At 71.7% G+C, this 13,126-nt stretch carries 9 protein-coding genes; 1 reads left to right on the top strand and 8 read right to left on the bottom strand.

From position 1 onward, the window contains the following. Both rplU and ACGFYH_RS00405 read right to left on the bottom strand, forming a co-directional pair. The gene (gene rplU, locus ACGFYH_RS00410; RefSeq protein ID WP_007449531.1) at positions 1–321 is read right to left on the bottom strand and encodes a 50S ribosomal protein L21; all 321 of its coding nucleotides are present in this window, start codon (positions 319–321) and stop codon (positions 1–3) included. Between the two features lie 394 nt (positions 322–715). Continuing rightward, positions 716–910 carry a hypothetical protein gene (locus ACGFYH_RS00405; protein ID WP_393800897.1) on the bottom strand — a complete coding sequence of 65 codons (195 nt, stop codon included), beginning with the start codon at positions 908–910 and terminating at the stop codon, positions 716–718. Positions 911–1,087: 177 nt separating this feature from the next. Between ACGFYH_RS00405 and ACGFYH_RS00400 the strand changes: the two genes are divergently transcribed. Further along, positions 1,088–1,684 carry an acyltransferase gene (locus ACGFYH_RS00400; RefSeq protein ID WP_393800896.1) on the top strand — a complete coding sequence of 199 codons (597 nt, stop codon included), beginning with the start codon at positions 1,088–1,090 and terminating at the stop codon, positions 1,682–1,684. Between the two features lie 112 nt (positions 1,685–1,796). On the opposite strand, the gene ACGFYH_RS00395 is transcribed toward ACGFYH_RS00400, so the two are convergent. The 6 genes from ACGFYH_RS00395 to ACGFYH_RS00370 form a co-directional block, all read right to left on the bottom strand. Then, positions 1,797–3,890 (bottom strand): glycosyltransferase family 1 protein, encoded by a 2,094-nt coding sequence (locus ACGFYH_RS00395; RefSeq protein ID WP_393800895.1) that lies wholly within the window; start codon positions 3,888–3,890, stop codon positions 1,797–1,799. After that, positions 3,890–5,269 carry a glycosyl transferase gene (locus tag ACGFYH_RS00390; protein WP_393800894.1) on the bottom strand — a complete coding sequence of 460 codons (1,380 nt, stop codon included), beginning with the start codon at positions 5,267–5,269 and terminating at the stop codon, positions 3,890–3,892. The genes ACGFYH_RS00395 and ACGFYH_RS00390 overlap by 1 nt, the downstream gene beginning before the upstream one ends. Before the next feature lie 57 nt (positions 5,270–5,326). Next, positions 5,327–6,610 (bottom strand): nucleotide sugar dehydrogenase, encoded by a 1,284-nt coding sequence (locus tag ACGFYH_RS00385; protein WP_393800893.1) that lies wholly within the window; start codon positions 6,608–6,610, stop codon positions 5,327–5,329. 75 nt (positions 6,611–6,685) lie between these two features. Next, a complete protein-coding gene (locus tag ACGFYH_RS00380) occupies positions 6,686–7,711 on the bottom strand; it encodes a Gfo/Idh/MocA family protein (protein ID WP_393800892.1) in 1,026 nt (341 codons plus the stop codon). Further along, positions 7,708–8,823 (bottom strand): DegT/DnrJ/EryC1/StrS family aminotransferase, encoded by a 1,116-nt coding sequence (locus ACGFYH_RS00375; RefSeq protein WP_393800891.1) that lies wholly within the window; start codon positions 8,821–8,823, stop codon positions 7,708–7,710. The genes ACGFYH_RS00380 and ACGFYH_RS00375 overlap by 4 nt, the downstream gene beginning before the upstream one ends. 393 nt (positions 8,824–9,216) lie before the next feature. Continuing rightward, on the bottom strand, positions 9,217–13,126 hold a 3,910-nt coding region (locus ACGFYH_RS00370; protein WP_393800890.1), incomplete at its 5' end, for an Rne/Rng family ribonuclease.

Genomic DNA, 13,126 nt, shown 5'->3' with positions numbered 1-13,126 from the left:
TTACTTCGCGGCCGCGGGGATCTCAGTGACCTTGATCGCCGTGTACTGCTGGCGGTGGCCCTGACGACGGCGGTAGCCGGTCTTGTTCTTGTAGCGCAGAATGTCGATCTTCTGGCCCTTGTGGTGGTCCACGACCTCGGCCTGGACCTTGATGCCGGCCAGCACCCACGGGTCGCTGGTCACAGCGTCGCCGTCGACAACGAGCAGGGTCGAGAGCTCGACCGTGTCGCCTACCTGGGCGGTGGAAATCTTGTCAACCTCAACGATGTCGCCGACAGCAACCTTGTGCTGGCGACCACCGCTGCGCACGATGGCGTACACGCGGATCTCACTCTCTCGCTCGGGAACGGCACCCCCGCAGTCCAGCCACCCGGTGACACACGGACAGCCTCTCCCGGCCGGGGCCCGCGAGGGCCCGCACCCGGAAGGAAAGAGGTTTACGGGGATGTGACGCGTCAGTCGACACGCCGACGGTCAAGGTTACGGGTCTCGACCAGGGGGGTCAAACCGGGCCCCGTGCGACCGACGGCGTCCCTGCGGAACGTGAGCAGCTTCTCGTCGCTCTCCGCGCGTGTGCCAAGCGGGACCCGCCTCTCCGCGTGCCCATGCGCAACCCGCGTTCTGCGGGGACGCCGCGGCCGTACGCCGGAGCCGGCGTCCCGCCCGCTTCGATCAGCGGGCATCGGGCATCGGGCATCGGGCATCGCGGGGCAGCTCAGTCGCAGGGAACGTACTGACCGTTGGCCGTCGCGGCGGTCATCCTGGTGAGCGTGAGCTCCACCGTGGCGCTGGTGGTGCGCCAACAGTTGCCCACCTGCACCGTCGGCGCGTAACACCCCGCGGTTCTCCCCTCCGCGAGGTTGGTGGGTGCGCACCAGACGTCACCCCCGAGCTGAGACTCGAAGATCACTCTTCCCTTGCTGAGGTACTGGTCGGACGTCCCCGCGTTCTGGACGACGGATCACCTCGTGACCGGCTGAGGGGGAGGCGGCCGAGGCCGCCGTGCACGACACCGGCTGGAGGGGGGCGGCCTGCCCAGTCCCCGTATGCTCGGCAGCCGTAGCCGGACAGCGGAAGGCGAACAAGAGTGAACTACAGGGTCCAGCCCAGCGCGCAGGTGGACGCGAGTGCCGAGATAGGTGCGGGCAGCAGCGTCTGGGACCTCGCGCAGATCCGCGAGCAGGCCCGCCTCGGCGAGGGCTGCGTCGTCGGACGCGGTGCCTACATCGGCACGGGTGTGCGTATGGGCGACAACGTCAAGGTGCAGAACTACGCCCTCGTCTACGAGCCGGCCGAGCTGGGCGACGGCGTCTTCGTCGGCCCCGCCGCCGTGTTCACCAACGACCACAATCCCCGTTCCGTCGACCCGGAGGGCCGGCAGAAGCGGGGCGGCGACTGGGAGGCCGTGGGCGTCACGGTGGCCGAGGGAGCTTCCGTCGGGGCCCGGTCGGTGTGCGTCGCCCCGGTCCGCGTGGGCCGCTGGGCCATGGTCGCCGCCGGGGCGGTCGTCACCAAGGACGTGCCCGACTTCGCCCTGGTGATGGGCGTGCCGGCGCGGCAGACCGGGTGGGTGGGGCGCGCCGGGCACAAGCTCGTGCAGAAGGAGTCCGGAGTGTGGCAGTGCCCGGAGTCGGGTGCGCTGTACGACGAGCAGGACGGTGTTCTCACCGAGCGCGACGCCTGACGGGCGCCTGACGGGCGCGCACCCGTACGCGAGCGGCCCGTGGCCCGCAGAGTCCTCCTGCGGGCCACGGGCCGCTCCGCGTCGCCCTCCGGGCGACCGGCGTCCGCCGGTGTCAGCCGATCCCGAAGAGCCGGTCGAACTCACCCCGCACCACCGGCCAGTCCCACGAGGCCAGGGCATGCTTCTCACTCGCCCGGCAGTGCTGCGACCACGTCTCCTCGTCGGCGGTGACGGCCAGGATCCGGTCTGCGGCCGCCTCCGGAGTGCTCACCACCCAGTCCGCCGGATACAGGGTCGAGGCGCCGTGCTTCTGCCCGGCGAAGAAGGGCCAGTCGCGGACGACGGGGACCGCTCCGCTGGCGGCACCCTCCATCACACCGACGTGGCAGCCCTCCCGCACGGAGCTGCTGAGGATGACGCCGACGTCCCGCAGGCTGCCGGGCACGTCGGTGGTGGCCCCCCGGCGCTCGACGGCGCCCTCCTGTACCAACGGGGTCAGCTTGCGCCGGAAGGAGCGCTCGTAGGCGGCCACCGCCCGGCTGGCCTTGGTGTTCATGTCGCCGCCGATGAGCACCAGCCGGTAGCGCTCGTCGCGGCGGCGGAGCTCCCGGATGACACGCAGGGCCCACAGAGGGTCCTTGGCGACCTGCCCGATGCCCACCATGCCCACGGTGAAGCGGGCGTCGGCGCTTTTCGGGAGAGCGAAACCCGCGAGGTCCATGCCGTTGTCGACGATGTGCGTGCGCGGCGCACGCGGCCCGGCCAGGGCCGGGACGGAGCCCAGAGCGAGGTCACGGATGTGGTCCGCGACGAAGACCAGGTCATCGACGCGGGAGAAGTCCGTCAGCCGGGGCCAGTGGGAGAACGCCTCGTAGCTGTGCAGCCGCACCACGATGCGTGCGGTACCCGGGTCCACAGAGGTGAACAGCGCCGCCGCGGCGGCACACCAGTCGATGAAGACCGTATCGGCCCAGTCGAGGTGGGGGCGCAGGTGCTGCTCGGCTGTGAAGCCGTACATCGCGTCGCCACCCAGGCGGTACTCCATGAGCCGACGGCGGTTGCCGGCGAGTCGTTTGATGCCGGGATGGTCGGCGATGTCGAGGAATCTCAGCTCGACATCCGGATTCGACTCGTAGTGGTCCCTGATCAGACCGAGGAAGTTGTCGTTGCCGTCCGTCACGACCAGCAGTCGGCGCGGCCTGCCGGGCTCCGGCTCCGCCGCCGGACGCGCCCGGCCGCGTTCCCCCGCCACGGCGGACGCGGCCGTCGACGCAGAGGTCAGCCGGGCGAACTCCTCCGCCCGAGTGGTCAGCGGGCTCTTGCGCTGATCGATGTGAGCCACCCGGTGGAAGGCCGTGGTCAGAGCATGGTTGACGAACTCCGCCGCGCCGGCCGGGTCCTGCGCCTCGTACAAGTGATCGGCGTGGGCGAGGTCCGCCTCGGCCGACGCCAGCAGAGTGTCCGGCGTGGACCCCTGCACCAGCGCGCGCCGGGTCGCTGCGCGCAGTACCTCGGAGCGTGCCCGAGTATCGCGCAACCTGCTTGCCGTCGCGGACGCGGTCGCCAGCGCCGCCTGGTTCCGCTTGGTGGCGAACAGACCGAGCACCAGGTTGCGGGTCATGTCGATACGGGTCTTCTCGCTGAGCGGAAGAAGCGGCACACGCCGGGCGAGGGCCGCACCGACCTTGCTCCCCAGCAGCTTCTCGTTGCCCAGGAGAAGGGCGAGGTCCGAAGCACGCTCCTCCCGCCCCCCGTCCGGCTCGCTTCGCCGCTCGGTGAGGGGCGGCTCGGCCGTACCCTCACGCAGCGCATGCGCCGTTCGCTGCGCCGCGGCAAAGCCCACGCACGCATGCGCCCCCGGGTTGAGCCGGGCGAGTTCCCAGGCGCTGTAGTAGGCCTTGGTGTCGACAGCGACGATCACGTCGGCGGTCTTGGCCAGGCGCAGTACGTTCTGGTCAGCGCCCACGTAGGCCCAGAAGCGCTCGTGCGGGTGGGCCTCCAGCGCGTGAGCCCTGGCACGCCAGTGCAGGTTGGCGCCGTCTGTCGCCACCCGTAGCACACTGCCCAGCCCCCAGTCGGGGTCGATGGCGCGCTCGGAGAAGGTACCGACGACATGAACGCGTGCGTCGATCTCCTTCAGCTCGGCGACGAACGCGGAGAGGGTGTCGGTGTTGGGCGTGCGCCCCACCACGACAAGCACGTCCATCACGATTCCTCCTTCTCCCCGGCCCCGGAAGCCGCTCCCGTGACCAGTTCCGTAAGAGCCTGCACCGCGGGCCTCATGAGAGCTCCACGTTCATAGGCCTCGCCGTGCGCACGTGCCGCGCGGCGCTGTCCGTCGGTGGCCGACGCAGCGAGGTGGGCGGCGCGACAGAAGGACTCAGTCAGCTTCTCGACGTCGAGACCGTGCGCTCCGGTCCACAGGGGGTGACCGTCCAGGAGATGGGACGCGTCGTGCTCCCGTTCATGCATGGACACGATCGGGAGGCCGGTGCTCATGTACTCGTAGACCTTGCCGGAGGTCATGTGCCGGCCACCCAGGATGACGAGCACCAGGGCGTCCCAGCCGCCGTAGACCTTGGCCACCTCGGCCTTGGGTACCGGCCCGTCGACCACGACCCCGTCGTCTGCGGCCTCGCGCAGCAGCTCCATGTGCTTGTTGGCTCCGCGGTTGGCGCCGACACCGATGTGTCCGCGCACCTCCAGCCTGGCGGAGGCGACGAGCGGATCACGGGCCCGTGCGGCGCGCCACGCCTCCAGGACCTTCTCCAGCAACCGTACCGAGAAGCTGATCGTGCCCAGGTGACCGAAGACCAGAGGTTCATCACCGGACCGCTGCCGGGCCGGCAGATCCACGCTGTCGGCGTCGTAGCCGTTGCGGACGACGTGTATGCGCGCGCGGTGCTCGGGATAGCGGTTTCGGTAGTGCTCGGCGATGGGATCGTTGACGCACCAGAAGGACACCGCGTCGGCGATCACCCGCTCTTCCCACTTGCCCGCCTCGGAGTCCCGGGGGAAGGCCTCCACATCGTCCACCACGTCGATGGACCAGCCGTCCCGGAAATCCACCGCGTAGGGAACTTCGCATTCCTCGTACAGGCGCCGGACTGCGGCCAGTTGGACATAGGGAACGCAGCTGGCCAGGGACAGCGTCACCGGGTTCTCTCGATGGATGCGCAGCGCAGCCTCTTCGAGGTGGTATCGCCAACCGCCGAAGACGGGATCGGGGAAGACCGCGGACGCCTGATCCCGCATGGTGGTGTGCCACTGCTGCGGGTCGATGGCCCGCTCCCGCGAGAACTGGCGCAGGTCGGTCTCCAGGTCGTCCCGGGACAGTGGCAGCTTCAGGATGTCGATCCGGGGGTCGACGGACGCGGTGAGCGTCTGGTCGATGCCGCAGTCGCCCAGCCATCCCTCGTCCTCGATGGTGACGACGGTGACACGCCATCCCAGCGAGGCGAACTGATTGGCCGTCTCCCGCATGCGGAACACGCAGCTCTTGGCCGCAGGCGGGAAACCGATGGCGAAATACAGCAGGTGGGGGCGGTCGTCGGCCGCCTTTGGTGCAGGTTCAGCGGTTGACAAGAGAGCTTCCTCGGCTGGAGATGTGACGCGTGGGGCGGCTGACCGTGCCGCTTGGTGTCAGCCCCCGATGACGACCCGCCGCACGCCCTCCCAGCGGGCCGGGTCCGTGGTGCGGCGGCCGTCCACGAGGACGCGCACGTCGGGCAGGTCGGTTGCGGACAGCTCGCGGTACTCGGCGTGGTCGGCCTGGAGGATCGCGGCGGTCACGGTCTGGCCCTCGTGCGGGGGCAGGCCGTGCGCCGCCAGTTCCTCGGCGGTGTACATCGGGTCGGAGACGTAGGGCACCGCACCGCGCTCACGCAGTGCCTCCACCGTCCCGTAGACGCCGGAGAACGCGGTCTCCTTCACACCGCCGCGGTAGGCGGCGCCCAGTACCAGGACGTTGACACCGGTCAGGTCACCGTGGGCGGCCGCGAGGAGGTCGACGGCGTACGCCGGCATCGCGGCGTTGGCCTCGCGCGCGGCGCTGACCACGGTGGCCTGCGGGTCGTTCCACAGGTACATCCGCGGGTAGATCGGGATGCAGTGGCCGCCGACGGCGATGCCCGGCTGGTGGATGTGGCTGTACGGCTGGCTGTTGCAGGCCTCGATGACCTTCTTGACGTCGATGCCCGCGGTGTCCGCGAAGCGCGCGAACTGGTTGGCCAGGCCGATGTTGACGTCCCGGTACGTGGTCTCGGCGAGCTTGGCCATCTCGGACGCCTCCGAGGTGCCCAGGTCCCACACGCCGTTGGGCCGCGGCAGGTCGTCACGCTCGTCGAAGTCCAGGACCTGCCGGTAGAAGTCCACGCCCCGACGCGTGGACGCCTCGTCGATGCCACCGACCAGTTTCGGGTAGCGCCGCAGGTCGGCGAAGACGCGGCCGGTGAGGACCCGCTCCGGGGAGAACACCAGGTGGAAGTCCTCGCCCGCGGTCAGACCCGAGCCCTCGGCCAGCATCGGTGCCCAGCGATCCCGGGTCGTGCCGACGGGGAGCGTGGTCTCGTACGACACCAGCGTGCCCGGCTTCAAGCCCTGCGCGATGGCCTTGGTCGCCGCGTCCATCCAGCCGAAGTCGGGGACGCCCTCGGCGTCCACGAACAGCGGTACGACCACGACGACGGCCTCGGACCGTGCCACCGCGTCGGCGGTGTCGGTGGTAGCGGAGAGCAGCCCCTGGTCGACGGCGTTCTTGAGGCGGACGTCGAGGTCGTGCTCGCCGGGAAACGGCTCGGTGCCGGCGTTGACCAGGTCGACGACCTTCTCGTTGACGTCGGCGCCGATCACCCGGTGGCCCTTGGTGGCGAACTGCACGGCGAGCGGCAGGCCGATCTTCCCGAGGGCGACTACGCAGATGTTCATGGACGGGGGTGCTTCTTTCTCGGGGCGGTCTGCGGGGCCGGGACACGAGACCCGGACGGTAACGATGTCTGCGGATCAGGCGCCGGACGGCACGGCGTCGACGGCCGTGTCCAGCCGCACGGTGGCACCGCTCGCGGCGGACTGCAGCACGGCCGCGGCCACCTCGACGGTCCGCAGGCCCTCCCGCAGCGTGGAGATCTCGTGCGAGACGCCGAGCACGGCGTCCCGGAAGAACTCGTGCTCGACCAGGAGCGGCTCCCGCTTGGGGATCGCGTAGCGGATCATGTCGCCCTGGGCGACCCCGCGAAACGCCTGCAGGGCCTCCCACTCGGTGGCGACGGCCGCGTTGGAGTGGAAGGTCAGGTCCGCGGTGAGCGTGTCGGCGATGAAGCAGCCGCGCTCGCCGGTGACCGAGGTGAACCGCTCCTTGAGCGGGCTCAGCCAGTTGACCAGGTGGCTGACCATGGTGCCGTCGGAGAGCTGCCCGACGGCGGCGACCATGTCCTCGTGCGGGCGGCCGCTCTTGGAGACGGTGTGCGCGGAGATCGACACGTACGGAGTGCCGGTGACCCATGCGGTCAGGTCGATGTCGTGCGTGGCCAGGTCCTTGACGACACCGACGTCGGCTATGCGGTGCGGGAAGGGGCCCTGACGCCGGGTCACGACCTGGAAGACCTCGCCCAGTTCGCCGGCTTCCAGGCGGGCCCGCAGGTTCTGCAGCGCCGGGTTGTACCGCTCGATGTGCCCGACGCCGGCCACCAGGCCCCGGCTCTCGAAGGCCTCGACCAGGCGCCGCGCGCCGTCGACGGTGTCCGCCACCGGCTTCTCGACCAGCGCGTGCACCCCCGCCTCGGCCAGCCGCAGGCCGACCTCCTCGTGGAGCGCGGTCGGGCAGGCCACCACGGTGTAGTCGACGCCCTGCGCGATGAGCTGCTCCACGGACTCCAGTACCGGTATGCCGCGCGCGACGCCGAACTTGTCGCCCATCGGGTCGACCACGGCGACCAGTTCCACGCCGTCCAGTTCCGACAGGACTCTGCAGTGGTGGCGGCCCATCGATCCGAGGCCGACCAGGCCGGCCCGCAGTTTCGCCTTGCTCACAGCGCTTCTCCCAGGGTGTTCACCGCGTCCACGATGCGGGCCAGGTCCGCGTCGGTCAGCGAGGGGTGGACCGGCAGGGAGACCACCTGGGCGGCGGCCCGCTCGGTCTCCGGCAGGTCCCAGGTACGGCCGGCCTTCTGGTCCGGCTCCCAGTACGGCTTGAGCCGGTGGATGGGGGTGGGGTAATAGACGGCGTTGCCCACCCCGGCGGCCGTGAGCCGCTCCTGCACCGCGTCCCGGTCCATGCCCTCCGGGACCCGCACGGTGTACTGGTGGTAGACGTGACGCGCGCCCTCGGCGACCGGAGGGGTGGCCAGAGCGGTGAGACGCTCGTCGAAGTGGGCGGCGTTGGCGCGGCGGCGGTCCGTCCATCCCGCCAGCCGGCCGAGCTGGACCCGGCCGATGGCGGCGGCCACGTCCGTCATGCGCATGTTGGCGCCGACGATCTCGTTCGCGTAGCGCTGCTCCATGCCCTGGTTGCGCAGCAGCCGCAGGGTGCGCGCCAGTTGGGCGTCGGCGGTGGTGATCATGCCGCCTTCGAGGGCGTGCATGTTCTTCGTCGGGTAGAAGCTGAACGTTCCCGCGGTCCCGAACGCGCCGACCGGAGTGCCGTTCAGCTCGGCGGCGTGTGCCTGGCAGGCGTCTTCGACGACGGCGAGGCCGTGCTTCTCGGCGATCGGCGTCAGGCGGTCCATCGCGGCCGGGTGCCCGTACAGGTGGACCGGCATGATGGCGGCGGTCCGCGGCGTGACGGCGGCCTCGACCGCCGCCGGGTCCAGGCAGAAGCTGCCGGGTTCGATGTCGGCGAAGACCACGTCGGCCCCGACCAGCCGCACGGCGTTGGCGGAGGCGGCGAAGGAGAAGGAGGGCACGATGACCTCGTCGCCCGGGCCGAGACCGAGAGCCATGAGCGTCAGGTGCAGCGCGGACGTGCCGGAGTTCACCGCCACGCTGTGGCGTCCGTCCACCAGCCGGGAGAACTCCTCCTCGAAGGCGGCGACCTCCGGCCCCTGCACGACCCTGCCGCTGCGCAGCACACGCACAGCGGCCTCGATCTCCTCTTCGTCGATCACCGGCCGGGCGGCCGGGATGGACTCAGGGGCGTCGGTCATCGACATCCTCCTCTTCAGCGGCCGGTCGGCACTGACTCTGTACGGATCGGAGAACGGAAGTCGTCCCGGTGTGACGCGTTCACGTTCCCCTCGGATCGCCCGAGCGCGCAGACGGCGAACGGCTCCCCCCAGGAGGCCCCCGGATGCCTTGCGGGACGGGGGCGGCCACGAGCACCACACGCTTCGGGGTGTTCATCGGCCGGCGTCGTCGACCTACCCGCGATCAGCAGCCGATCCGCCGATCAGATTAGCAGGAGGTGCACATGCGTTCCCCTCCCTGTCACCTCCGGGCAACCTGCACGACAGGCGATCGCGCGGCCCACGACGACACGGCGCGGGTTCCGGTGGATACCGGGACCCGCGCCGTGCCTGTGCTTCTTGTGTGTGCCGTCGTCAGCTCTCGGTGTCGGCCGTGACCGACGACGGTGCCTGCTGGGCGGCCGCCGCGGTCTTCTTCGACGCCGTCTTCTTGGCCGTGGCCTTCTTGGCGGTCGTCGTCTTGGCCGCCTTCTTGGCCGTGGCCTTCTTCGCGGTCGTCGTCTTCTTGGCCGCGGTCTTCTTGGTGGCGGCCTTCTTCGCCGTCGCCTTCTTGGCCGTCTTGCGGGCCGCCGCCTTCTTGGTCGGGGCGGCCTCCTCGGCGTCGGTCCGCCCGTCGGCCTGCGCGTCCGGTGCCGCCACCGTCGCGGCCTGCCCGGCCGGGTCCTGAGCCGCGGCCGACGGGACGACCACGACGGCCGCCTCCTCGGACGCGGTGGACGTGGTGGGCTTGCGCACCGCACGGCGCCGCGGACGGGCCGGGGCGGCGCTCTCGGCGGCCGTATCCGACGGCTCCGCGGACGCCTCGGCGGCGGCCGGGACCTCAGGTGCCTGCTCGGTCTGCTCGGGCTGCTGGGACGCCGTGGTCTCCGGGACCGTCAGCACGGCGGCCTCGGTTCCCGTGGGGGAACCGGCCGGTGCGGACACCTTCCGGGTGGCCCGACGACGGGTACGGCCCTTGGGCGCGGCCTCATCCGACACGGGCGCCGGGGCCGGGGCGCCGGAGACCGCGTCCTCGGCGGCCGCGGGCTCGGCCAGCACCTCGGCGGCGGGCTCGCGCCGCACGGGACGCTCGACCTCTTCCTCCGCCGTGACGTCCTGCGCGGTCGGGGCCTCGCCCTTCGCGGCCTCGCCCTTCGCGGCCTTGGGTGCACCGGCCGGGGCCGATGCCCGCCGACTGGCGCGACGCCGGCCACGACCACGCGTGGCGGCGGCCTCGGCCTCGGCGGCGCTGCTGTACAGCTCCTCGTCCGCGCTGAAGTCGGGCGCCGGGAGCGCGACCGGCTCGGCCACCTCGGCGGCCACCTCGGACTCGGACTCGGTGTCCGCCTCCTGCTCCGCCGTCGGACCGGTCTCGACCCCGGCGACGGCCTCGTGCTCGTGCTCGTGTGGCTGTTCGGCCCCGGCCCGCGCCCGCTTGCGGCGCTTGCCGCCGCCACCGCCGCCGCCACCGGCCGACGCCGGCTGGTCGAGGTGGACGATGACACCGCGCCCGTTGCAGTGGACGCAGGTCTCCGAGAACGACTCCAGCAGGCCCTGGCCGACCCGCTTGCGGGTCATCTGGACCAGGCCCAGCGAGGTCACCTCGGCGACCTGGTGCTTGGTCCGGTCCCGGCCCAGGCACTCCAGCAGGCGCCGCAGCACCAGGTCGCGGTTGGACTCCAGCACCATGTCGATGAAGTCGATGACGATGATGCCGCCGAGGTCGCGCAGCCTGAGCTGGCGCACGATCTCCTCGGCCGCCTCCAGGTTGTTCCTGGTGACCGTCTCCTCGAGGTTGCCGCCCTGACCGGTGAACTTGCCGGTGTTGACGTCGATGACGACCATCGCCTCGGTCCGGTCGATCACCAGCGAACCGCCACTCGGCAGCCACACCTTGCGGTCCAGCGCCTTGGCGAGCTGCTCGTCGATCCGGTACGTGGCGAAGACGTCGACCTCGCTGCTCCACCTGGACAGCCGGTCGGCGAGGTCGGGCGCCACGTGGGCCACGTAGCCGTGGATGGTCTGCCAGGCCTCGTCACCGCTGACGACGACCTTGGAGAAGTCCTCGTTGAAGATGTCGCGCACGACCCGGACGGTCATGTCCGGCTCGCCGTAGAGCAGCGTGGGCGCGTTGGAGCTGCCGCCGCTCTTCGCCTTCTTCTGGATGTCCTCCCACTGCCCCTGGAGCCGTTCGACGTCACGGCGCAGCTCGTCCTCGCTGGCGCCCTCGGCGGCGGTGCGCACGATGACGCCCGCGTCCTCGGGGACGATCTTCTTCAGGATCGTCTTCAGCCGGGAGCGCTCGGTGTCGGGCAGCTTGCGGCTGATGCCGGTCATCGAGCCCTCGGGCACGTAGACCAGGTAGCGGCCGGGCAGCGAGACCTGGCTGGTCAGGCGGGCACCCTTGTGACCGATCGGGTCCTTGGTGACCTGCACGAGGACCGACTGGCCTGACTTGAGGGCGGACTCGATGCGCCGCGGGCCGTTCGCCATGCCCAGCGCCTCGAAGTTGACCTCACCGGCGTACAGGACGGCGTTGCGGCCCTTGCCGATGTCGATGAAGGCGGCCTCCATCGACGGCAGTACGTTCTGCACCTTGCCGAGGTAGACGTTGCCGACGTACGAGGTGGCCTGCTCCTTGTTGACGTAGTGCTCGACGAGCACCCCGTCCTCCAGGACGCCGATCTGGGTGCGCTCGCCGTGCTGGCGGACGACCATGACGCGCTCGACGGCCTCGCGGCGGGCCAGGAACTCGGCCTCGGTGATGATCGGCACACGCCGGCGGCCCTGCTCGCGGCCCTCCCGGCGGCGCTGCTTCTTGGCCTCCAGGCGGGTGGAGCCCTTGATGGACTGCACCTCGTCGGACGGCTCGTAGTTCTTCTCCCGCGCAGGCCGCGGCTCGCGGACCTTGACGACGGTGCGCTCGGGGTCGTCGTCGGAGGACTCGGCCTCACCGGAGCCGTCCCCGGCGCGGCGGCGACGGCGACGGCGGCGACGGCTGCTGCTGGAGCCACCGCTCTCGCCGGAGGCGTCCTCGCCCTCCTCGGCGTCCTCCTCCGACTGCTCGGCGGTGTCCTCGCCCTCCTCGGCGGCGGCGTGCTCGGTCTCGCCGTCCGTCAGGTCGCCGTCGGCGGAGTCGCCCCTGCGGCGGCGACGGCCGCCCCGGCGACGGCGACGGCGCGAACCGGACTCCTCGTAGCCCTCGGCGTCGTCGTGGTCCTCGCCCGACCCGTCGGAGTCGGCCTCCACTTCGTCCTCGGCGTCGGCGTCGGCGTCGGCGTCGGCGTCGGAATCCGTCCCGGCCTCGGGCCCGCCCCGGGTGCCGGCGGTGGCCCGCTCCTCGGCGGCCTCCTCGGCGGCGGCCCCCCGGCGCTTGCGACGGCGGCGCGACCCGGAGGGCTGCTCCTCCGGGGACTCCGCGCTCTCCTCGACCGGCTTCGCCGGCTCGGCATCGGCCGCCTCCGCGGCGGCCTCGGCCGCGGCCCGCTCGGGCGTCTGGAACTGGGGCTCCGCGAACACGGGCGCCCGGAACACGGCGACCGCGGGACGCGACGGGCGCTTGGGCGCATCCGCCTCGTCGGACTCCGCGGCGGCGCTCTGCGCCGGGGCGGCGAACCCGGTGGCGGCCTTACGGGTGGACCGGCGGCGCGCACGGCGCGGAGCGGCGTCCTCACCGGACTCGACGGGCTCGGTGGTCTTCGCGGGCTCGGGCGTGTTCGCGGCCTCGGATGCCGGGGCGGCCTCGGGCACCGGCTCGCTCGCTTCGGCGGCGGCCTCGGCGGGCGCCTCGCTCGGGGCGGACACGCGGCGCGTGGCACGACGGCGGGTACGGCCCTTGGGCGCGGCGGCCTCGGCCTCTGCCTCGACGGGCACGGCCTCCTCGGCCGACTCCGAGGCCCTGGCGGCAGACTCGGCGACAGCCGGCTCAGCGGCCGAAGCCACACCACGCGTGGCACGACGACGAGCACGCCGCGGCCGCGGAGCGACATCCTCAGCGGCCGGCTCGGATGTGACGGCCTCTGCCTCGACGGGCGCGGCCTCCTCGACCGACTCCGAGGCCCTGGCCGCAGACTCGGCGACAGCCGGCTCAGCGGCCGAAGCCACACCACGCGTGGCACGACGACGAGCACGCCGCGGAGCGGCATCCTCGGCGGCCGGCTCGGATGTGACGGCCTCTGCCTCGACGGGCACGGCCTCCTCGACCGACTCCGAGGCCCTGGCCGCAGACTCGGCGACAGCCGGCTCAGCGGCCGAAGCCACACCACGCGTGGCACGACGACGAGCA

The sequence above is a fragment of the Streptomyces sp. NPDC048392 genome (assembly GCF_043200575.1).
Lineage (GTDB): Bacteria > Actinomycetota > Actinomycetes > Streptomycetales > Streptomycetaceae > Streptomyces.
This window is presented reverse-complemented; position numbering and strand designations above follow the sequence as displayed.

Excerpts from the sequence above, each read along its gene's own strand:
- ACGFYH_RS00385 (WP_393800893.1), bottom strand. The coding sequence starts at position 6,610 with ATGAACATCTGCGTAGTCGCCCTCGGGAAGATCGGCCTGCCGCTCGCC.
- ACGFYH_RS00375 (WP_393800891.1), bottom strand. The coding sequence starts at position 8,823 with ATGACCGACGCCCCTGAGTCCATCCCGGCCGCCCGGCCGGTGATCGAC.
- ACGFYH_RS00395 (WP_393800895.1), bottom strand. The coding sequence starts at position 3,890 with ATGGACGTGCTTGTCGTGGTGGGGCGCACGCCCAACACCGACACCCTC.